Below are 20,803 nucleotides of genomic sequence, written 5' to 3' on the forward strand. Positions count from 1 at the left end.
GGGGAGTCAGGTCCATGGGGGCGACGCGGCCGCCCCCACGCCCCTCGCTCGCACTCCTCTTTGACGTCCGCGTCGCCCCCATGGACCTGACTCCCCGCGACTTCGAGCCGCTCTCCTCCGTCCTCACCTGGGTGACGGTGTTCGGGTCGTTGGCCCTGATCGTGCTGACGCTGGCGTTCATCGCCGCGGTGATCGCCCGGGGGACGGTCGGAGCGAAAGCGTTCTTCGGCGGACTGGCCGCCGGCGCGAGAGACCTCGTGATGGTCTCCCCGAAGCACATCTGGGCGATCGCTCAGCTCACGTGGCGGGAAGCGCTGCGGCGTCGGGCTTTGTACGTGTTCGCGCTGTTCGCGGTGCTGTTTATGTTCGCGGGGTGGTTCCTCTCGAACTCCGGCGATCGCCCCGCGGATCAGGTGAAGGTCTACGTCAGCTTCGTGCTGACGGTCATCGGCTGGCTCACCCTGCTGGTGATGCTGCTGCTCTCCTGCTGGGGCATTCCGGAGGACATCCGCCGCCGCAGTCTGCACACCGTCGTCACCAAGCCGGCCCGCCGTAGCGAAGTCGTCCTGGGGCGCATGCTGGGGTACTCCGCGATCGGCACGGTGATCCTCAGCGTGATGGGGCTGGTCGGCTACGTCTGGATCGCCCGCCAGGCCAGCGGACAGGGGGTGGAGGAGGCGCTGGTCGCCCGTCGCCCCGTGTTCGCGATGGACGACCGCTACGAGACCGAGTTCGTCGACCGCGAAGGGAACGAGCGCGTCCTCGACGAGCCCGTCCTGGTGCAGCGCGGCTTGCAGTTCTACGACCGCGACGGCCAACCGACGGAGAAAGGCTTGAACGTCGGCAACATCTGGGAATACCGTGGCTACGTCGACGGCGCCTCCAAGATGTACGCCGCGTACACCTTCGAAGGCGTCGACGAAGACGTGCTCCGCGATGTCACGCTCAAGGACACCGTCACGGGCGAGGAGACCGAGGGCCGCGTCCTGCAGTTCGAAAGCGACTTCGAAGGCTTCCGCACGATCAAAGGCAACATGAACCGGGGCCTGTTGATCCAGTTCACCTACGTCAACGGCGAGCTGCGCGTCCCGGATCCCAGCCTGATCGAACTGCAGGAGTTCGACGGCAACGTCCACAACCTGCCGGTCGAGTTCGCCTCCCGCGATCCCGAGACCGGCGAACTGGCGAACTACAACCTGTTGGAAGATCTCGTCACGGACGAGGGCACGCTGACGGTCGAAGTGCGGTCTCTGGACCCGCAGCAGTTGCTCGGCATGGGCAAGGCCGACCTGTTCATTCGCCCGCCGGACGGGCCGTTCGAGCTGAGCTACCTCGGCAGCGTCGTCGCGCTGTGGTTGAAGATGCTGCTGCTGGTGGCGTTGGGCGTCACGGCGGGCACGTTCGTCAAAGGGCCGGTCGCCACGCTGCTGGTGTTCACGCTGCTGATCGTCGGCCAGCGGGCGCACGCCCTGATGGACAGCCTCGTCACCGGCGTGTTCGATCCGACGAACCTCAACGGCAACGACCAGGGCGGGCCGATCGAGGCGGCGTATCGCATCCTCACGCACATGAACACCGTCAAACGCATGGAAGAGGGCCTCGCCACGGACGTCATCCAGACGCTCGATCAGGGCGTGCTGTTCGTGATGTGGGCCCTGTCCAACGTCATCCCGGACTTCAGCGCCTTCGACACCGCCGCCCGCACAGCGGAAGGCTTCGCCATCCCGACCAGCGATCTCGGCTGGGCGGCGCTGGTCACCCTGGGCTTCCTCGTCCCCTGCTACATCATCGGCACGCTCAGCCTGCGGTCGCGGGAGTTGGAAGCGAAATGATCGTCACTCGCCTGATCCGCCGCCCCACGCTTCGCCCCCGCCCAGCGTAAGACCGTTCGGCCCGTCGTTCTGTTCGCGGCCCCCTTCCGTTACTCCCCCGACGCCTCGCCCGTCGCTCCGATGAACGAGTTCACCCCCCGGCAGCGCAAGATCACCTACGCGGTGGCCCTGCTGTTCCTGTCGATCCCGATCATCTACCTCGGTCGCCCCGCCTCCGTGGCGAGCGCCGACCGGGCCGAAGGCGACGACGCCGGCGGGAAGCTCTCGCAGAAGCGGGACGACTTCACGCTGGGCGAAGCGAGTCTGGGCAACGTCGACCCCTCCAGCAGCACGATGAACCTCGTGCTGTTCGGCCTGCGGGGCGTGGCGACCAACGTGCTCTGGCAGGACGCGATGGACGCCAAGGAGAAGAAGGACTGGGCCAGACTCCGCAGCGATGTGGACAGCATCACCCTGCTCCAGCCGCACTACGAGAAGGTCTGGGACTTCCAGGGTTGGAATCTTGCCTACAACGTCGCCGCGGAGTGGGACGGCGTACCGGACCGCTGGTACTGGGTGAAGGAGGGCACGAAGTTCGTCATGGACGGCGTCGACCGGAACAACCAAAGCCCCGACCTGCGATACAAGGTCGGCCAGATCCTCGGCCAGAAGATCGGCAACGCCGACGAGAAGAACTATTACCGCCGCTATTGGAACGAGGATCCCGACGTCGAGAGCTTCGGCGGCCAGACCGATCCGAAGTTCAATCGCGCCCCGAACTACGACGGCAGCTTCCGGCATCATTACCTCGCCAGCCGGGCGTGGTATCAGTACAGCGTCGAGGCGAACGACAACCCGAAGTTCCCCCGTCAAACCCAGATGATTCCGGAGCTGTTCGCCTCCAAACCCGCCGAGGCGCAGCGGCAATACGCGGAGGCCATCGAGGAAGCCGGCGAGTTCGCCGACGCCCCCGCCGCCTGGGCCGACGCCCGCCGCGACTGGGTCGAAGGTCTCGGCAAGAAGCGGTTGCCCTCCTACATCGGCGGCACGGTCTTCGTGGAAGCCGACGCCGACGACATCCAGCAGATGACCGACGAGGTCAACGCCCGCCTCGAAGCGTACGGCATCGAACGCCGCATCGACCCGCGGGAGATCGTCGCGGAGATCAGTCGCAAGCGGGAGTCGCTGAACTACGACTTCTGGAAAGCGAAAGCCGAGCTGGAAGGGCTGCAGGACACCGTCGACGCCCGTCGTCTGGTCTATGAGGGCAAGCAGGCGTTCGTCAGCGACGAGCCCGGCGCCCAGAAGATCGCCGCCGACAAGCTGCGTCGCGGGCTCGAGCTGTGGGAGAAGGTGCTCAACGAGAGCCCCCTCGGCACGCAGGACACGCTGGGCCTCTCCGAGCGCATGGTGGACCTCGTCTACCTGCGAGAAGCACTGCGATTCACCACCGGCGCGACGGAGCTGCCCGAGGACGCCCCCCTCTACGAGTTGTGGAACGGCTCCGACCCCAGCGTCCGGGAGCAATCGATCGATGAATTCGAGTACGAACGCCGCAACAACATTATCCGCGGCTAATCGATTCGCGGTTGGGACGTTTGGATCGTCGGCGTTTTGATCGGCATAGCCCGTGCAAAAGCACGGGCGGGGCGAACGCGGAGGCGGCCGGGGGTGTCTCTGCCGGTGGCGGTCGGACGGGTCGGCGGTGATACTGGTTCGTCCGACGCTCGTCGTTCCCCCCGCACACCCTGCCGATGCCGAGTACGCTCCCGCCGCCGCCCGCCCCGTCCTCGTCCGAGGCCGACTCGACCGAAGCGGACGAACGATCCGGCGAGCCGCAGCCGCGCGACCCCGCCCCGGACGCCGGGCCCCGCAGCGAACGCGGTCGCCCGACCGCCCTGAAGCTGGCGGAGTTGTGCGTGAAGTTCCGCGGTCGCGACACGAAGGTGCTGGACCTCACCAAGGTCACGCCGGTGTTCGACTACTTCGTCATCTCCACCGGCAGCAGCAAGCGCCAGATGGTGGCTCTGGCGGAGGAAACCGACCTGATGATGAAGAAGTCCGGCGCCCCGAAGCTCGGCGGCGAAGGCGACGAGGGCGGCCTGTGGATCCTGCGGGACTACGGCGACGTCGTCCTGCACGTCCTCACGGACGAATCCCGCGATCTGTATGACCTGGAAGGACTCTGGGGCGATGCGGAACAGGTCGATTGGCGGAGCGCCCTCGGCCTGCCGCCGGAAGCGGAGTCGCAGGACGAACCGGAGTCGTTCGCGGACGGCTCCGCCGGCGAAGAGGAGTAAGCGACCGCGGAGGGCCGAGCAGGGGCGAATCGCGCGGCGTTTGATAGTCTGCCCGCATGGATTTTCTCGACGCCGCCCGGTCCCGTTTCGCCCCCGCTCTCGCCCCGCATCTGCCGGAGGGCGAGAGCGTTGAGTCGTTTCTGGACCTGATCCGCCCGGCGAGGGACGCCCAGTTTGGGGACTTCCAGGCGAACTTCGCCATGCCGCTGGCCAAGCGGGCGAAGAAACCGCCCCGCGATCTCGCCGCGGAGATCGTCGCGGCCGCCGATCTGACGGACCTGTTCGACCAGCCCGAGGTCGCCGGGCCCGGGTTCATCAACCTACGGGTGAGGGACGACGTCCTCGCCGCGGAGACGGCGAAGCTCGCCGCGGATGAGCGGCTGGGCGTGCCGATCGTGGAGAACCCGCAGACGATCACCGTCGACTTCTCCAGCCCGAACGTCGCCAAGCCGATGCACGTCGGCCACCTGCGAACGACCGTGATTGGCGACGCCGTCTGCCGCATCCTACGTCTGCGGGGCCACAACGTCATCGGCGACAATCACCTCGGCGACTGGGGCACCCAGTTCGGGATGATCCTGTACGGCTATAAGAACTTCCGCGACGACGCGGCCTATCAAGCCGATCCCGTGACGGAGTTGGCGCGGCTCTATCGCACGGTGAACACGCTCAGCGACTATCACGCCGCGAAAAAGAAGCGGCCGAAGCTGACGGAGGTCGTCGAGGCCAAACGACAAGCCGTTGCGGACGCTCCGCCGCCCGCCGATAAGAAGGCGAAAAAGGCTCTGTCCAAGCTGAAGCAAGAGGCGGGTACGGCGGAGGAAGCCCTCGCCGCCGCGGACGCGAAGATCGCCGCCGTCGAGGCGGACACGGACCTCGCCGCCCTCGCCGCGGCGCATCCGACGCTCGCCGCCGAATCCCGTGCGGAGACCGCCAAGCTGCACGCCGGCGATGCGGAGAACCGCCGGCTGTGGGAGGAGTTCCTGCCGCCCTGTCTCGCCGCCCTGCAAACGATTTACGACCGTCTCGGCATCCAGCACGACGCCACCTACGGCGAGAGCTTCTACCAGCCGATGCTTGCCGGCGTGGTCGATGAGTTGCTGGAGAAGGGCATCGCCGAAGAGTCCGACGGCGCCGTCGTCGTCCGCGACAACGTCGACCCGGCCGGCAAGCCGGTCCCGGGGCCGTTCGTCGTTCGCAAGACCGACGGGGCGTTCCTCTACGGCACCACGGACCTCGCCACGGTCAAACATCACGTCGAGGAATTGAACGCCGACGCGATGCTGTACGTCGTCGACAGCCGGCAGGGGGACCATTTCGCCAACGTCGCCGCGACGGCCCGGCGCTGGGGCTTCAACGATACCGACTTCCGCCACGTCTCCTTCGGCACGGTGCTGGGCGAGGACGGCAAGCCGTTCAAAACCCGCAGCGGGGACACGATCGGACTGGAATCGCTGCTGGATGAAGCCGTCGAGCGGGCGCTGGCCATCGTTTCCGAAAACGACGACTCCAAGCCGGATGGCCCCGAATTGGACGCGAATGAACGCGGGGACATTGCTGAAGCGGTCGGATTGGGCGGCATCAAATACGCGGACCTCGCCCATAATCGGGAGAGCGATTACAAATTCAGTTGGGACAAGATGTTGTCCACGACCGGCAACACCGCAACCTATATGCAATACGCCCGCGCCCGGGTCTGCGGCATCTTTCGCATGGGCGGCGTGGACCGCGACGCGCTGCGGGACCGCTTCGTCGCCGACGGCGGCGAAGTGCTGCTGACCGACCCCGCGGAGCGGGCGATGGCGCTGCAGCTGAACCGCTTCGCCGAAGCGGTCCGCGAAGCCTCCCGCGATCACCGGCCGAACGTGCTGACGGACTATCTCTTCGACACGGCGAAGGCGTTCAGCGCGTTCTATGAAGCCTGTCCGTTGCTCAAGGCAGAGACCGAGGACCTCAAGTCAAGCCGTCTGATCCTCGCGGACACCACCGCCCGCGTGATGCACGCCGGGCTGGAATTGTTGGGCATCCGCGTGATCGATCGGATGTAGGGCGGAAGCTCCAAGATCAAGAATTCAAGAACCAAGATGTGGGGCGTCGCGGGCTCCCTCGCCGTCTTTGGTTCTTGATTTCTTGTCTCTTGGAATTTCGAGCGAAGCGAGTCCTACACCGCGAGCTTGCTGAAGATCATGCGGCCGCTGTTGTTCTGCAAAACGCTGGTGACCTCGACCAGCACTTCGTGGCCCTGCTTCGGGGCGGCCTCTTCGCAGACGACCATCGTGCCGTCGTCCAGATAGCCCACGCCCTGACCGGGCGCTTCGCCGCGCTTCTGAATCTTCAGGCTGAATTGATCGCCTGGTAGGTGGCGGGGCTTGAGCGCGTTGGCGACGACGTTGAGGTTCACGCTGCCCACCCCGCGGGCGGAGGCGGCCCGGGCGAGATTCTGGTCGTTCGTGACCAGGCGCCCGCCGATTTCGTCGGCGATCGTCAGCAACCGATGCTCCGCGGCTTGGCCGGTCAGTTCCTCGCCGGTGGCCTCCACCCGCACGTGATTGCCGGGCAGATCGCGGAGTTTCTGCAGCATGTCCAACCCCCGGCGCCCGCGGGCTCGGCGGGTTTTTTCGGGGCTGTCGGCGACGGTTTGCACGGCGTTGATCACGAAGTCCGGCACGACCAGCATCGTGTCCGCGAGGCCCGCTTCGGCCAGTCCCGCGATGCGTCCGTCGATCAGGGCGCTGTCGTCGATCACCAGCGGACGACCGCCTTTCAATTCCCGACTAAACTCGACGTAGGGAATAATAAACCGATATTCGCCCTTCGTTTGCAGCAGGAACGAGACGCTGACATAGACCAGCGCCAGAGGCACGATAATTTCCACCAGCCCGCGCCACCCGAGGTCCACGACGAACGGGGAGAGCGCCTGGAGCAGCAGGTAACTCAACAGCGAACCGACCAACACGCCGAAGTAGACCGCGGAGATGTCCTCGATCCTCTTCCGGCGAATCACCAAGTCGATCAGCACCACCGACGCCATCAGCACCGTGACCACCAGCCAGGTCACGAACGGGTGCTGGTTCATCAGTCCCGGCTCCGAGACCGAGAGGGAATTGACGAACACCGCCGTTGCGCCGCTCGCGGCGAGGATGTACAGCAGCCGCAGCGCGGTGAGCAACATGGGGGAGGGTCGGCGGAACGCCGTGGGCGGAAGAGACGAAAGGCGGGCTGCGACGATGAACGTCCTGCCCTCGCGGGGGAGAACTTCGATTCTAAGGGGGCATCATGCGCCGTAAAGCGGCAACGAAGGCTCGGGAGGGACGGATCATCGCTTTGTATCCGCTGCGCCTCATGCTCCGATCGAGCGATTCGATCGCACGATGCGACGGTTTGCTCAATGCGGCTGGGAACACCGAGCCGGGGCGGCATGGCGGATCAGGGATCCCCCAACCGGGGATGATCCCTCAACAGGTCGCGCAGCGTCCCGAGCGATTGCGGGATGACGCTGGCGTTCGCGGTGACCGTCATGAAGTTCCCGTCGCCAGGCCACCTCGGCACGAGGTGCCAGTGGAGATGGCCCGGCAGCCCGGCTCCGGCGACCGCTCCGAGGTTCAAGCCGATGTTGAAGCCCTGCGCGTTCAACACCTCCCGCAGCACGGCGCACAGATCGGACAGCAACGACTGACAGGCGGCGGACTGCTCCGGCGAGAGGTCGGTGAGGTCGCCCCGATGTTCCCGCGGAGCGACCAGCAGGTGCCCGTTGTTGTAGGGGAACCGATTCAACACCGCGACGGCGGGGCCGCGGCGAGCGACGACCAATCGCTCCGCATCCTGCGCGGGATCCGCAGCGAGATCGCACAGGAAGCACCCCGTCCCCGTCTGCGGCGCCTTCGCCCGCTCCGGATCTTTGATGTAGTCCAGTCGCCAGGGCGCCCAGAGGCGGGTGCGGGTTTGCTCGTCCATGGTCGCGTTGTCCCGGCGCTCCCGCGAAACCGCAAGCGGCGGCTGGTACGCTTGCGGCTTCGTTGGGGATTTGAGCGCCGAGAAAGAGCCAGATGCACGCCGTCGTCACCGCTGTCGGACCGGATAACCGCGGACTCGCCGACCCGATCATCCATCACCTGACGGACTCCGGGGCGAACCTGCACGAAATTCAGATGTATGACCGCGACGCGGAGCATCTGTTCGCGATGCTGGTGCGGGCGGAGTGGGACCGCGACGCCGATCCCGCGACGCTGCGGGCTGATCTGGAACGCATCGGCGCCGAGAAAGGGCTGAGCGTTCGCGTTTGGGTGCCGGGCGAGCACGATCCGCCGCGACTGGCGATCTGCACGACCTACCGGTCCGAACCGGCGACCGCCGTGATGGACGCCGTCGCCGACGGTCGATTGAACGCGCAGGTCACCTGCCTGATCGGCAATCGCCCCAGCTGTCGCCGCGTCGCGGAGGAGCACGGCGTGCCGTTCTTCGACATCGGCGACGACCGCGGCGCCCCGGACAACGATCGGCTGATCCAGTTGCTCGACGAACATGCGGTCGACTACGTGCTGCTCGCCCGATATATGCGGGTGCTGCCCGCGGCGGTCTGCTGGAAGTACGCCGGCGGACGCATCCTCAACCTGCACCACGGTCTGCTGCCGCCCTTTCCGGGCTTCCGGCCCTACGAGGACGCCCACGCCCGCCACATGCTGACCTACGGCGCCACGGTGCACTTCATCGTGCCGGAACTCGACGCCGGCGAGCAGATCGTTCATCAGGCCACCTTCACCGTCCCGCCCGGCACGCCGCTGGCTCAGATCAAGGAGCAGGGCGAACGGCAACACGAACCCGCCGTGCTGACCGAAGGCGTCCGCCGCGTGCTGGACGGCGAAGTCGCGTTGCGATTCCACCGCGTCGTCCCGGTGAAGTGAGAGGCGATACGATGGCGGGATGAAAATCGCCCTCGCCCTGCTGCTCCTCGGCACCTCCACCGCCGTCGCGGGAGACTGGCCACAGATCCTCGGCCCGAACCGCAACGGCGTCGCCGTCGATGAGCAGCCGCTGACGGCGCTGCCCACGGATCTCTCCCCCAAATGGGAGAAGCCGGTCGGTGATGGGTTCGCCGGCCCGGCGGTCGCGGACGGCGCCGTCTACCTGTTCCACCGAGTCAGGGCCGACGACGGGCAGGAGGTCGAGCGGCTCGAAGCCCTCGACGCCGCGACCGGAGAAGCCCGCTGGGCGAGCGACTCGCCGGCGACCTACGGCGGCGGGTTCATTGCCGACGACGGCCCCCGCTGCGTGCCCGTCGTCACCCCGCTGTTGGGCGGCCGGATCGTCACGTTCGGCGCCGCGGGCGTGCTGCGTTGCGTGAGCGTGACGGACGGCAGCGAACTGTGGAAGCGTGATGCCGCGGCCGACTACGGCGCCGACGCCGGCTACTTCGGCTTCGGCAGCACGCCGCTGGTCGTGCCGGTCGAATCGGCGGACGGCGAGGACGGTGGCATCGTGCTGTGCGTCGTCGGCGGCGACCGGGACGGGGCTGGCGTGGTCGGGTTCGATCTAAAGACCGGCGAGACTCGCTGGACCGCGACGGATGCGAAGGCGGCATACGCCTCTCCGGTGCTGTTGCCGCGTCGGACGGGGGCGGAGGCCGTCGTCCCTACTCGGCTCACCACCTACGGCATCGATGTCTACACCGGCCGGGTGAAGTGGGAAGCGCCGTTTGGGGCAAGAGGCCCGACGGCCGTGGGAGCGAATCCGGTCGTCATTGGGCGGGCGCCTGCTAGCTTGTTTCTCACGGCGAGCTACAACGTCGGGGCGACGCTGCTGGACGTGACGGACCAAGGCGCCGTCGGGGTTTATGCGGACTCCGAAGTGCTCGCTGCCCACTACGCGACGCCGGTGAAAGTTGGCGGAGCTTGTTATGGCATCGACGGGCGGCAAGACGTCGGACAGAGCGATCTGGTCTGCTTCAATCCCGCGGAAAATCGCCGCCTGTGGACCGAGCCGAACTTCGGCCACGGCACGCTCATCGCCGTGCCGAGACCAGTGTCCGGCGGCTCAGTCCTGATCTTAAAGACTGACGGTGCACTCGTCCTCGTCTCCTCCGACCCGAAGCGGTACCGCGAACTCGGTCACGCATCGCTCTTCAATACGACGACCCGCGCCCTGCCCGCCTACAGCGATGGCGTGCTGTACGCCCGGGACGAGAACGTCCTCAGGTCGTTTGATCTCTCAGCGCAAAAGTAACGCCGAGGCCCCGCGGGGCCTCGGCGTTACGACGTCGAAACGATCTGAATTAGCCCTGGTACTTGAGGTAGACGCTCTTGTACCGCAGGTAGTGCTCCAGGCCCTTCTTGCCGTCGTCGCCGCCGACGCCGCTCTGCTTCCAGCCGGTGTGGTAGCCGTGGATGCTTTCCACGCAGCCGCGGTTGATATACAGCTCGCCCAGTTCCAGATCGCGGACGGCCCGCATGATCTTGTTCATATCGTTCGTGATGAGGTAGCCGGCGAGACCGAACTTCGTGTCGTTCGCCAGGGCAATGCCCTCTTCAAAGTCGTCGAACGGCGCGACCGGCGAGACCGGGCCGAAGATTTCGTCCCGCATCAGCGGGCTGCTGTTGTCGACGCCGGTCACGACCGTCGGCTTGTACCAGTAGCCCTTCTCGTAGGCGCCTTCCCGCTCGAACAGCCCGCCGCCGGTCAGCGTCGTGGCGCCCGCGGCGACCGCGGCTTTGACCATCCGGTCGACCTTCTCCAGTTCGGTCTTGTTGACCTTCGGGCCGAGGTACATGTCCTCGTTCAGCGGATCGCCGACGGACAACCCCTCCACCTTGGCGACGTATTTGTCGAGGAACTGCTCGTACACGCCCCGCTGAACGTAGGTGCGTTCGTTGGCGGTGCAGATTTGTCCGCAGTTCAGGAACCGGCTGAAGACGGCGATGTCGACCGCCTCATCGACGTCCGCATCGTTCAGCACTAGGAACGGCGCCTTCCCGCCGAGTTCCAACGAGGCGAACGTGACGTTCTCCGCGGCGGCTTTGGCGATCGCCTTGCCGGTCGCGACGCTGCCGGTGAAGGAGATCACGTCCGCCAGCGGGCTGCTGGTGAGGGCGGCGCCGGCGGTGGCGCCGCGGCCGGTCACGATGCTGACGATGCCCGGCGGCACGCCGGCTTCCTCGGCCAGCTTGGCCAGTTCGAGGGCCGTCAGCGGGGTGTCTTCGTGCGGCTTCAACACGATCGCGCAACCGGCGATCAGCGCCGGGGCGATCTTCCGACAGGCGACGGCGTACGGGAAGTTCCAGGCGATCACGCCCACGGCGACGCCGGCCGGCTGCGGCACGAGCCACAGTTGTTCATTCGGCTGGTCGGCGGAGAGGATCTCGCCGTCGATGTGCCGATCGAAACCGGCGTAGTACCGCAGCCAGCTGTTGCCGAAGTCGATCTCGCCGCGAGCCTCGCGGATCGGCTTGCCGACCTCTTTCGCCAGCAGTTGGGCGAACTTCTCCTTGTTCGCATCGACCAGATCGGCCCATTTGCGGAGAGCGTTTCCGCGCTCGACGCCGGTCAGGCGGCCCCAGGCCTTCTGGGCGGTCTTGGCGAATTCCAACGCCTCGGTGCACTGTTCGGCAGTGGCGTCCGGGGTGGTGGCGAGGACCGATTCGTCCGAGGGATTGAGCACCTCGATCTTCGTATCGCCGTCCTGCCAACGGCCTGCGGCGTAAAACTGGTAGTCCTTGGAGCCGGAGAACAACGACATGGAGTAGACCTTTCGGCGGGAAAACCGCGGTGCGGGGTGCGAGGCGAGCGGGTATCGTGGCGGCGTTCGCTCCGAGTCGCAATCACGTCCCCCGATGTACGCGCCCAACGACCGTCACGATCCTCACGGAGACGCCGACGCCCCGCACGGTTTCCTCGACGACCCGCTCGCGCACGTAGGCGACGACATCGCGGTCGATCGTCGGGGGCGGATCATCCGTCGGTTCGTCTACAGCGGGCTGGCCCTCGCCGCGGCGGGGCTGATCACCCTGCTGAACGGCTGCGACAAGGCGGAGGCGCCGGGGCCGCCGGAAGATGCGGAGATCATCAATGAAGTCGGCGGGACGTCGAACCTGCCGGACGGCATGCCGTCGTTCAAACCGCTCCCCGAGGCGTTGGAGGACTTCGCCCTGTTCCCCGCCGACGGGCCGATCACCTTCAACCCAACCGACGAGGGCGTGGTGCTCGACGGTCGCGGCTACTTCGCCTCGACGGAGGAGTACGGCCTCGACTTCACCGTGACTTACGAGTACCGCTTCCCGAACGCCGCGGAGATGGACGAAGCCGACCGACCGAACTGCAACACCGGCTGCCTGCTGTTCATCGACGAAACCGACAAAGTCTGGCCGCGGTGCCTCGAAGTGCAGGGCAAATGGACCGAGACGGCGAACGTCAAATCGAACGCCCGCGACGTGACCGTGAATGCAACGACCGACGAAGCCGCCCGCGACGCCGCCCGCAAGCCGCCCGGCGAGTGGAACCGCGTGGAGGTCGTCAGCTCCGGCGGCGCCTTGACGGTCATGCTCAACGGTACGGAGGTGACGACGAGCGAACCGACGGACCTCACCCGCGGCCGGATCGGCTTTCAGGCCGAAGGCTTCCCGGTCGAGTTCCGCGGCGTGACGATCGAGGAACTCGGTTCGTAGCGGCATCCCTTCAGGGCGCCCCTTGCGGACGGCAATACTCGACGCCGCACGAGGCAGGCTTCAGCCTGCCGCTACGAACGAGCGCCTACGCCGTTTCTTTCGCCCACACGGTCTGCCACGGGCCGAGTTCGATCCGCTCGCCGCAGGCCCCGCCGGCGATCAAATCCTCGCCGCCACGCCAACCGGAGAGGGCCGACAGATCCGCGGTGACCGGGCCGCCGGTGAGGTTCGTCAGGCAGGCGATCCGTTCCTCCCCCTCGGGCGCCGTCCGGGCGAAAGCGACGAGGCTCGGGCCGAGATCCAAGACCGCCTGCGGCGCCTCCGGGTGGAAGGCGGTTTGCGCACGTCGTACGTCCAACAACGACTTGTATTGTTCGAAGACCGCGGCCGCGGCGGCTCCGGAGAGGTGTGCGTCCAGCTCCGCCCAGGTGAATTTGCGGCGATTGATCGTTCTCGCCCGGCCGGTCTCCTCGACGCCTTCAGACCAGTTCGGCGTGCCCACGAGGCTGTGGAAGTAGATGCCGGGGATGCCTTTCAACGCCAGCATCACCGCTTGCGAGGAAAGGAACCGGCGGACGTGGGCGTCGCGGGCCTCCGGCGTCTCCGAGGCGTTCGGATCGCCGAGCGCGCTGAAGTACGTGCAGTTGAGTTCGTAAGGAGTCTTGCTGCCGTCGGCGTTCGCCCGGCGGCTGACCTGTCCGCCCCGCGCTTCGACCGCGGCGACGAGTCCCTCCAACCGCTCCGGCGGCGCCAATCCCTCCAGCGGCCGCACGCCGACGCCGTCATGGCTGGCGGTGAAATTAAAATACGTCATCCCCGTGCCCGGTTCCGACAGATCGTGCAGCCAAGCGTTGAGATACTGCCCGTCGCCGGTCGTCAACGCGTCGAGCAGCAGCGGAGGCAGACTGAAGTTATAAACAAGGTGCGCCTCGTCCCCGCCGCCGAAATACGAGATGTTTTCCGCGTGCGGGACGTTGGTCTCGGAGAGGATCAGCGTTCCGGGAGCGACGGCGTCGAGCACGTCCCGCATCACCTTCAGCGCGGTATGCGTCTCCGGCAGGTGGATGCAGTTGGTCCCAAGCCGCTTCCATAAATAGGCGATCGCGTCCATCCGCAGGATCCGGGCGCCCCTCGCGGCGTAGCCGACCAGCACGTCGAGCATTTCGACCAGCAGCGCCGGCTCGGCGAAGTTCAGATCGATCTGGTCGGCGCTGAAGGTCGTCCAGACGTGCTTCGTGCCGTCTGCGGTCTTGAACGGAGTGAGCAGCGGGTGCGTGCGGGGCCGGGTGACGTCCTTAAGCCGCGGGTCGTCGGGGTCTTCGATGATGAACCAGTCGCGATACGGCTCTTCATTCCGAAGAAATGCCTGGAACCACTCGTTCTCCGCGGAGCAATGGTTCAATACATAGTCGAAGGCGAGGTCGAAGTGCTCGCCCATGGCCTCGACGTCCTCCCAGTCGCCGACGTCGGGATCGACGGCGCGATAATCGATCACGCTGAACCCGTCGTCGCTGCTGTACGGAAAGTGCGGCAGCAAATGCACGCCGCTGAGGGCGCCTTTCAACCCGTTGTCCAACAACCATTGGGTTTGAGCCGGCAGCGCGTGCCCCTCGCCGTCCCCCGGGCGAACCATATCGCCGTAGGTGATGAGCACCGCATCGGTCTCGTCCCACAGGTCCTCCCCCTTCGCCGGCAGATCGTAGCGGTCCGCGATGGCTTCGATGCCGGTCAACGCTTCGTCGGCCCGATCGCCGTACAGCGTGGCGAGCTTCGCGGTGAGGGACTCGCGGACGGCGTCGGGGAGGGGCATGGGCAGCTTCCTGTCAGAGTGGTGAGCCCGAAGCGCAAGCGAGGGTCTCGGGGTCCGCTCCTCGCTTGCGCTTCGGGCTCACGAGGGGGCGCCGGATCGCTAGAGCTCGTCGTCGCCGGTGAGGTTCGCCACCAGGCTCCGCAGTTTCCGACGCAGCACCGTATACCCGAAGAACCGCAGAGCGAGGTGATAATTGTGCTCGACCATCGCATCCCGATACGGGACGTCGTCGATCACCCGGCGGACGCCGTCCGTCACGTCTTTGGTGAGATAGCCGTCCATCGTCACGACCTCGAAACCCTTCGTTTCGATATCCTGCCGGAAGATACTGTAACGATTCACCAGCACCGGCTTCTTAAAGTAGAACGCTTCCAGCAGCGCGTTGCCGAAGCCCTCGTACAGTGACGGATAGGTGATGAAATCCGCGTGCGGGTAAGTGTCCCAGAGGGAATAAATCTTGCGGCCCTCCGCGTCGCTGTGCCGCGTTTCGCCGACGCGGGCGGCGACGAACCGCAGGTCCACCCCTTGATGCTCCGCCATCTCGGCGAGGGCGTGTTGATACTCGTTACCTTCGTCGCCGCTCTCGTGAGTAATCACCAGCTTGCACCGGGGATCGCGGAGTTGAGCGACGAGATTGATGGCGTGCTCGATCCCCTTCCGCGGAACCACGCGCGTCGGTTGCAGGATTAAAATATCGTCCGGGGCGACGCCGATCTCGCTGCGAAAGTCAGAACTATACAGGTCGCAGGTTTCCGGCGGCTCCTCGAAGTTCAACACGTTCGGCACGAGGATCGAACTGCACCCGGTCCGCCAGGCCAGATCCTGCTGGCCGGCGGTATTGATCGTAACGTGCTGGATGCTCGGCAGGTTCGGGGGGAAGGCCTGCTCCAGATAGTCGCCGACCGCGTTCACCATGAAGCGATCCCGCTCCCAATAGAAATCGTGGTGGTGAGCGATCGTGGGGAAGTTCGTCTCCGCGATGTACTGCGTGAGGGCGACCCCCAACGGAATGTTCATCGGGATGCACAGGCAGTTTTGAGCGACGAGCACGTCGATCTCAAAATGCCGGACGAACTCCGCGATCCCTCCTTTGAGGTGATCCGCCAACTCTTGAATGCGGCGGGTGATTTTCGGCGAGCGGGTGACGCAGCCGAAGACCTCCTCGTTGATCGCGGCGATCTCCGGGTGACCGAAATAGGCCTCCGGAATCACGCTGCTGATCGCGGGGTCGCGGTCGCTTTTCCCGCTGAACCAAAAGGATTCGTCCTTGTTGGTCCAGAAGATTTGCGCCCACTTGGCGGCTTCGAGGCTGACGCCGTCCGTACCGTGGAAGCGGGTGGAGACGAAGCCGATCCGGCGGCCGGGCATCTGGGACGTTCGCGGGTGGAGCGGGGACCGGCCGCCTGAGTGAGTGCGGGGAGCGGCGGCCGGTCGGCGGGCGGGGTGCTCGTTTCTACCCGTGATCGGCCGCGGTTTCCACGGCCGGCAGGCAGTCGAGCAGCTGGCGCAGATCCGTCACGGTGACGGTCGGGCGGGTGTTCGCGACCCGTTCGTCCCCTTCCCGCAGCCGCAAACTCCGCTCGTCCCCGGCGAACAGGGCGGTGCGGAAACCCATCTGCTGGGCCGGCGTGCAATCGTTCAGCAGATCGTTGCCGACGTACAGAACCTCGTGCGGTTCGATGCCGTGCGATTTCAGCTTCGCCGCGGCGCATTCGTAGAGGTACGTCCCCGGTTTGGCCCGGCGGCACTCGTAACTCCAAACCATCACGTCCTCCGCAAACAGGGATCCACGGGCCATGTTCAACCCGAGGTGCGCCCGGACGACCAACGGCGTGAACCACTGAGCGTTCGAGACGATGCCCAGCAGGAGGCCGCGGCCGGCGATCGCCTTCACCACCTCCGCAGCGTGCGGCATGGTCCAAGTAGGATTCACGCGACACTCGTACTCGATAGTGAGCCGCAGGAGGTCGTTCCGCTCCGGCGGCTCGACGCCAAGGACGCCGAGCGCGTTCCGCCAGATCTCGGTGATGTCGACCTCGGGATATTCGATGCGGAGATCGCGCTTCGCGGCATGATCGTCGCGGATCGCGGCGTTCAACGCCTCCACCCCGATCTCCCCGTCGACGGTCGCCGGCAATCCGACGGCTTGGAGGGAGGAAACGAAGGCGTCGCCCCGTCCCGCGGCGGCGTTGACGCCCACGTCGCCGCTGCCGGAGATCACCAACGTCCCGTACACGTCGAACAATACGGCCCGCACGCCCTCCAGCGCGGCGACGCGGGGCTCGGTTCCGGTCGGCAGAGCCTCCAGAGGGGCGGACCGCTCGCGGATCAGGGCGACGAAGTCAGTCATTGGTTCCTCATAGAATTTGCTTCGCAGTCCCTACCCACGAATCAGTCGGAAGGTCTTGAGATCCAGGAAGGCGTCCAGCGCCGCCCGCGGATGGGGCGGGCCGGTCACGGGGCCGACGGGCGAGGCGAGGACGGCGTCGTAGACCGCTCGCAGACGTTCGCCGCTGCCGGCGAGGCTGTAGCGGTCTCGCACCACCGCCGCGTTCGCCTGCACGATGCCGTCGGTCGGGCGACCGGGGTCGGTCTCGATGCTCCGCACTTCCCCGCGGGCGGCGGGGTCGTCGGCGATGCGGCGAATCACGGCGAATTGCAGTTCTTCATCGAGGTCCGCGAAGTCGATCCGCCCCCCGTCGGTCTTCGCCGCCAGCGCCTCGGCGAACGCCGACTCGTTCCAAGGTCGGCGGTAATCCTTAAGCAGTCGTTCGCAGCCGGCTCGGAACCGCTCTTCAAACCCGGTTCCGTCCTCCGCGATCGCCCAGTCGAGCGGGACCGTCAACGCTTCGTACAGTCCGGGAAGCTCCAGTCCTTCCGCTTTGAAATCGGCGGTGACGTGCGGCAGGTCGCGGCCCATCAACGGGCGACCGGCCAGCCACGCTTCGAGGAACACCATTCCGAAGCCCTCCGCGACGCTGGTCGTGAGGATCGCGTCCGCGGCGGCGAGGTTCTGGTGAAAGCTCAGCCCGTCCTCCTCCCCGACCCCGAACAGCACCGGCAGATCGAGTTCTTCCGCGAATGCCTTCCATCGGTCGTGATAGGCCAACTCCGCCGGGTTGCGGGGGATCAACGTCACGCCGGCCCGCTGATCGGGGTGCCCCATCGTCAGCAGGATCGTCTCGCCGAGGTTCTTCCGCCGGATGCCGCGGACGGGGTACACGAGGTAGCCCTCGTCGTCGCAGACTCCCAGCGTCGCCCGCAAGGCGGAGCGAGCCTCCTGCCGATCGGGCAGCGGGGGGAAGTCGCCCACGGGGTTCGGCAGGAAGTGCAGCCGCTCCTCCGGCACGCCCAGCGATCGCAGCACGCCCCGATCCCGGCCGTTTAAGACGGCGTAATGAATCTGCGACGCCTGCGGATAAAGCACGGCGTCTTCGCCCAGCGCCCCGACGAGGTGCAGATAATTCGCCGGGCGGAACTCCTCCGCGAAGTCGTGCAGTTGCAGCAATAACTTCCAGCCGCGTTCGGCCAGCAGCGCCACGGCGCCCGGCAGCGAGACGTTCTTGCCGAGGGCGTGGTTGTGGATGTGCAGAACGGTCTCGTCCCGCGTCGCCTGATGGTCCGCGAGGGCGGTCTCGATGCGGTCGGCCAGACGGTCCGGCTCCGGGGAACCGTCGCCGGGGTTCAGATCGTCGTAGTCCAGCCCCGCCACGACCGGTCGGGGGGCGCGGACGCCTTCGTGTTCCAGCGTGTGTTCGTGTTCGTCCCACGCCTCGGCTCGACCGCCCGTGAGCAGCACGGCCCAGGGCGGATTGATCTGGTTCGCCCGGAGAGCCAACAGATGATTCGCCACCACCCGGGTCACCCCGCCGCGGTTCAGGTGGTAATGGGCGATCGCCGCCGCCGGCGGAGTTCGATCGGCCGGGGGGGGCGTCGCGTCGTCTGGAAATTCGATCTTTAATCGCCCATCAGATCGGTTCGCCACGTCGGAGAGAACGTCCACATAAACGCCCAGATCGCCTTCGGCCCGCAGCCGGGGCAATGCGTCGTGACGCAAGATCAGCGGCCGGTCCGCGTCCGCGACGAATGCGGAAAACGCGTCCGCGAACGCATCCCAATTCAAGGCGTGCAGCCCCGGCAGATCGATCGCCTCGGCGAACGACCGCAGAAAACCCGCCTTTGTCCCATCGCCGGGGGGCACGTTCACGATTCGGACCGACTCGCTCACGGCTTCACCACGGCCCGGAAGCTGTCGTAGTGGTCCGGCGTGTACCAGATGTCGCCGCCCCGACCGATCACCAACCGCTGCGGGCCGGGACCGCTGACGCCCTTCGTCGGGTGGACAAATTCCTTGTAGTACCCGTTCGGCTGCCGAGGGAGACGCCCCTCGCGATTGCCGAAGGTCGAACCGTCGTTGTGATGCGGAAACTTCTTGCCGAGCGCGATGCGTTCGAGCGTCGCGGAGAGGTCCAGCACGCCGTCCTCCGTGGCGGCGGGGACGGGCTGACCGAAGTCCTCGACGGTGACGTTCTCGACGTAGGGATCGACCACGATCGGCGTACACCGCGGCGGACGGCGGACGTCCGCGACGCGCGTCGCTTCGGCCGTTTGAACCGTGGCGTCATCGACGCAGTTCGTCTTCAGCGTCTCCCCGCCCCGCAACCGTTCCGCGAGCACGAGGCCGTTCCCGTCGACGCGGGTGAGCACGGCGTTGGGGTCCAGATCGACCGTCGCCTCGCCGGCGCGCGTGCGAAACGAAACGGTGACGACCGCATAGGTGCGACGCGGGGTCTCCGGCGTCGAGTCTGCGGCGGGAACGGTCGGCGCAGTCCTTTCTCGCGTCAAAGCCTGCGGATCGGGGCCGAAGTCGTCCGTCGCCGGCGGCATCGCCGGGTCGCTGCTCGGAAGAGAGGGAGTCCCCACGTCCTCACCGAACGTTTCGTCCGGGTCGAACCGCTCCTCCGGGCCGACGGACGACGCCACGATCGACGTATCCCCCGGTCCGGCCGGCGTGGGCGAATCGAGGAGATATCGATCGGCGAGATAGACCACCCCCAGCAGCAACGCGATCAACACCCACCCCCGCACGCCCAGGCGGGCGAGGTGACGGATCGCATCCAGCGTGGCCGGCGAGGCGGCAGATTTGTTCGGGCTCATGCGGGGTCTCCGTGCGGCGTCGCGTCCATGTGCGGGCGAGCGTTCAGCTTGGCGCCCGGTCAGTTTAGCGATTCGCCGGCGTCACGCTCCGCCGCCGAATTTCTCGCGGTAGCTCTCCAACGTGGTGATCGGCGGCCGCTCGAATTCTTCGATCTCATAAATCACCTGCTCGAACCGGCCGTCCTCGACCCGGTGCTGCCGCATAATTTTCTCAAGCTCGCCCTTGAGATGAATGCGTTCGTGACTGCTCAAGCGATTAAAAAACGTCCGCAAGATGCCGAACGCCATCCGTCCCAACGCGATCGTCTCTTGATTGCGGTGGACGCGGGTGTCGAGATCGCACTGGGCGAAGGCGTCCATCCCCATGTCCTTATAGATATCCAGCAGCATCGCCGTCTCGACGCCGTAGCCGACGGGGAACGGGATCTTTTCGAGGATGCCGCGACGCCCGGCGTATTCGCCCGAGAGCGGCTGAATGATCGCCGCCAGCTCTGGATAGAATAGGCTGAACAGCGGCCGCACGAGAATCTCCGTGACCCGCCCGCCGCCAGTCGGGCGGATCCCCTGGCTGAACGCCAGCGGACGGTCGTAGAACGCTTTGACGTAGTGGATATCCGGGTTTTCGATCAGCGGGCCGAGCAACCCGTAGACGAACCGGGGGTGAATATTGGCGATGTCGCTGTCGACGTAACAGATAATATCGCCCTCCAGCAGATAAAGGGCCTTCCACAGGTTCTCGCCCTTGCCGCGGCGGTCGCCGGCTTCGGTGAGATGCTCGCTGGCGAGGTAAACGTCCGCCCCAAAACTCGCGGCGATCTCGCGGGTGTCGTCGGTCGACCCGCTGTCGATGACGGCGATCTCGTCCAGCAGCGGATATTGGTCCATCAAAGCCGACTTCAACAGGACGACTTCCTTGCCGATCGTCGCGCCCTCGTTCAGCGTGGGCAGGCAGAGGCTGATCTTGAGGTTCTGCCGTTCCTTCTCCGCGACCATCTTTTTGAGGTCCCAGAAATCGGAGTGATGATAGGTCCGCTCCTTGAGCCACTGCTCGGCGTTCATCGTGCGTCTTTC

Annotated in this window: 16 protein-coding genes; 7 read left to right on the top strand and 9 right to left on the bottom strand. The window is 66.2% G+C overall.

The genetic code is table 11. The features are described 5' to 3' along the window. The first annotated feature begins 80 nt into the window (after positions 1 to 80). From LzC2_RS03785 to argS, 4 genes are all read left to right on the top strand, one after another. Positions 81 to 1,832, top strand: coding sequence for an ABC transporter permease (locus LzC2_RS03785; protein WP_171183930.1), 1,752 nt, complete (start codon positions 81 to 83; stop codon positions 1,830 to 1,832). A 120-nt stretch (positions 1,833 to 1,952) separates the two neighbouring features. Continuing rightward, entirely contained in the window at positions 1,953 to 3,389 is a 1,437-nt protein-coding gene (locus LzC2_RS03790; protein WP_171183932.1) for a hypothetical protein, read from the top strand. A gap of 176 nt (positions 3,390 to 3,565) precedes the next feature. Further along, positions 3,566 to 4,111, top strand: coding sequence for a ribosome silencing factor (rsfS, locus tag LzC2_RS03795; RefSeq protein ID WP_171183933.1), 546 nt, complete (start codon positions 3,566 to 3,568; stop codon positions 4,109 to 4,111). A 56-nt stretch (positions 4,112 to 4,167) separates the two neighbouring features. Continuing rightward, the gene (argS, locus tag LzC2_RS03800) at positions 4,168 to 6,159 is read left to right on the top strand and encodes an arginine--tRNA ligase (RefSeq protein WP_171183935.1); all 1,992 of its coding nucleotides are present in this window, start codon (positions 4,168 to 4,170) and stop codon (positions 6,157 to 6,159) included. Between the two features lie 113 nt (positions 6,160 to 6,272). Here argS and LzC2_RS03805 read toward each other — a convergent pair whose 3' ends face one another. Further along, a complete protein-coding gene (locus LzC2_RS03805; RefSeq protein ID WP_171183937.1) occupies positions 6,273 to 7,283 on the bottom strand; it encodes a PIN/TRAM domain-containing protein in 1,011 nt (336 codons plus the stop codon). Between the two features lie 254 nt (positions 7,284 to 7,537). Further along, positions 7,538 to 8,065 (bottom strand): HIT family protein, encoded by a 528-nt coding sequence (locus tag LzC2_RS03810; RefSeq protein WP_171183938.1) that lies wholly within the window; start codon positions 8,063 to 8,065, stop codon positions 7,538 to 7,540. 92 nt (positions 8,066 to 8,157) lie between these two features. Between LzC2_RS03810 and LzC2_RS03815 the strand changes: the two genes are divergently transcribed. Both LzC2_RS03815 and LzC2_RS03820 read left to right on the top strand, forming a co-directional pair. After that, positions 8,158 to 9,012 (top strand): formyltetrahydrofolate deformylase, encoded by an 855-nt coding sequence (locus tag LzC2_RS03815; protein WP_171183940.1) that lies wholly within the window; start codon positions 8,158 to 8,160, stop codon positions 9,010 to 9,012. 19 nt (positions 9,013 to 9,031) lie between these two features. After that, on the top strand, positions 9,032 to 10,330 hold the full coding sequence (locus tag LzC2_RS03820; protein ID WP_171183942.1) for an outer membrane protein assembly factor BamB family protein: 1,299 nt from the start codon (positions 9,032 to 9,034) through the stop codon (positions 10,328 to 10,330). 49 nt (positions 10,331 to 10,379) lie between these two features. Here LzC2_RS03820 and LzC2_RS03825 read toward each other — a convergent pair whose 3' ends face one another. After that, positions 10,380 to 11,840: an aldehyde dehydrogenase family protein gene (locus LzC2_RS03825; RefSeq protein ID WP_171183944.1), complete on the bottom strand. Its 1,461-nt coding sequence runs from the start codon at positions 11,838 to 11,840 to the stop codon at positions 10,380 to 10,382. Between the two features lie 94 nt (positions 11,841 to 11,934). Between LzC2_RS03825 and LzC2_RS03830 the strand changes: the two genes are divergently transcribed. Next, on the top strand, positions 11,935 to 12,765 hold the full coding sequence (locus tag LzC2_RS03830; RefSeq protein ID WP_171183946.1) for a 3-keto-disaccharide hydrolase: 831 nt from the start codon (positions 11,935 to 11,937) through the stop codon (positions 12,763 to 12,765). 85 nt (positions 12,766 to 12,850) lie between these two features. On the opposite strand, the gene LzC2_RS03835 is transcribed toward LzC2_RS03830, so the two are convergent. The 6 genes from LzC2_RS03835 to LzC2_RS03860 all read right to left on the bottom strand — a co-directional run bounded on the left by LzC2_RS03835 (position 12,851) and on the right by LzC2_RS03860 (position 20,791). Then, the gene (locus tag LzC2_RS03835) at positions 12,851 to 14,575 is read right to left on the bottom strand and encodes an alpha-amylase family glycosyl hydrolase (protein WP_171183948.1); all 1,725 of its coding nucleotides are present in this window, start codon (positions 14,573 to 14,575) and stop codon (positions 12,851 to 12,853) included. Between the two features lie 99 nt (positions 14,576 to 14,674). After that, complete coding sequence (locus LzC2_RS03840; RefSeq protein ID WP_171183951.1) at positions 14,675 to 15,943, bottom strand: glycosyltransferase family 4 protein; 1,269 nt, start codon at positions 15,941 to 15,943, stop codon at positions 14,675 to 14,677. Positions 15,944 to 16,028: 85 nt separating this feature from the next. Beyond that, entirely contained in the window at positions 16,029 to 16,925 is an 897-nt protein-coding gene (locus LzC2_RS03845; protein WP_171183953.1) for an HAD family hydrolase, read from the bottom strand. Between the two features lie 30 nt (positions 16,926 to 16,955). Next, the gene (locus LzC2_RS03850; protein WP_206678546.1) at positions 16,956 to 18,776 is read right to left on the bottom strand and encodes a barstar family protein; all 1,821 of its coding nucleotides are present in this window, start codon (positions 18,774 to 18,776) and stop codon (positions 16,956 to 16,958) included. 23 nt (positions 18,777 to 18,799) lie between these two features. Further along, the gene (locus LzC2_RS03855; protein ID WP_171183958.1) at positions 18,800 to 19,732 is read right to left on the bottom strand and encodes a guanyl-specific ribonuclease; all 933 of its coding nucleotides are present in this window, start codon (positions 19,730 to 19,732) and stop codon (positions 18,800 to 18,802) included. A gap of 81 nt (positions 19,733 to 19,813) precedes the next feature. Further along, on the bottom strand, positions 19,814 to 20,791 hold the full coding sequence (locus LzC2_RS03860; protein ID WP_171183960.1) for a glucosyl-3-phosphoglycerate synthase: 978 nt from the start codon (positions 20,789 to 20,791) through the stop codon (positions 19,814 to 19,816). Positions 20,792 to 20,803 lie beyond the last annotated feature (12 nt).

Source organism: Alienimonas chondri (genome assembly GCF_013036045.1).
In the GTDB taxonomy this organism is placed as follows: Bacteria; Planctomycetota; Planctomycetia; order Planctomycetales; family Planctomycetaceae; genus Alienimonas; species Alienimonas chondri.

Coding starts and splice junctions, on each gene's coding strand:
- LzC2_RS03785 (WP_171183930.1), top strand. CDS start 81: ATGGACCTGACTCCCCGCGACTTCGAGCCGCTCTCCTCCGTCCTCACC.
- LzC2_RS03790 (WP_171183932.1), top strand. CDS start 1,953: ATGAACGAGTTCACCCCCCGGCAGCGCAAGATCACCTACGCGGTGGCC.
- rsfS (WP_171183933.1), top strand. CDS start 3,566: ATGCCGAGTACGCTCCCGCCGCCGCCCGCCCCGTCCTCGTCCGAGGCC.
- argS (WP_171183935.1), top strand. CDS start 4,168: ATGGATTTTCTCGACGCCGCCCGGTCCCGTTTCGCCCCCGCTCTCGCC.
- LzC2_RS03805 (WP_171183937.1), bottom strand. CDS start 7,283: ATGTTGCTCACCGCGCTGCGGCTGCTGTACATCCTCGCCGCGAGCGGC.
- LzC2_RS03810 (WP_171183938.1), bottom strand. CDS start 8,065: ATGGACGAGCAAACCCGCACCCGCCTCTGGGCGCCCTGGCGACTGGAC.
- LzC2_RS03815 (WP_171183940.1), top strand. CDS start 8,158: ATGCACGCCGTCGTCACCGCTGTCGGACCGGATAACCGCGGACTCGCC.
- LzC2_RS03820 (WP_171183942.1), top strand. CDS start 9,032: ATGAAAATCGCCCTCGCCCTGCTGCTCCTCGGCACCTCCACCGCCGTC.
- LzC2_RS03825 (WP_171183944.1), bottom strand. CDS start 11,840: ATGTCGTTGTTCTCCGGCTCCAAGGACTACCAGTTTTACGCCGCAGGC.
- LzC2_RS03830 (WP_171183946.1), top strand. CDS start 11,935: ATGTACGCGCCCAACGACCGTCACGATCCTCACGGAGACGCCGACGCC.
- LzC2_RS03835 (WP_171183948.1), bottom strand. CDS start 14,575: ATGCCCCTCCCCGACGCCGTCCGCGAGTCCCTCACCGCGAAGCTCGCC.
- LzC2_RS03840 (WP_171183951.1), bottom strand. CDS start 15,943: ATGCCCGGCCGCCGGATCGGCTTCGTCTCCACCCGCTTCCACGGTACG.
- LzC2_RS03845 (WP_171183953.1), bottom strand. CDS start 16,925: ATGACTGACTTCGTCGCCCTGATCCGCGAGCGGTCCGCCCCTCTGGAG.
- LzC2_RS03855 (WP_171183958.1), bottom strand. CDS start 19,732: ATGAGCCCGAACAAATCTGCCGCCTCGCCGGCCACGCTGGATGCGATC.
- LzC2_RS03860 (WP_171183960.1), bottom strand. CDS start 20,791: ATGAACGCCGAGCAGTGGCTCAAGGAGCGGACCTATCATCACTCCGAT.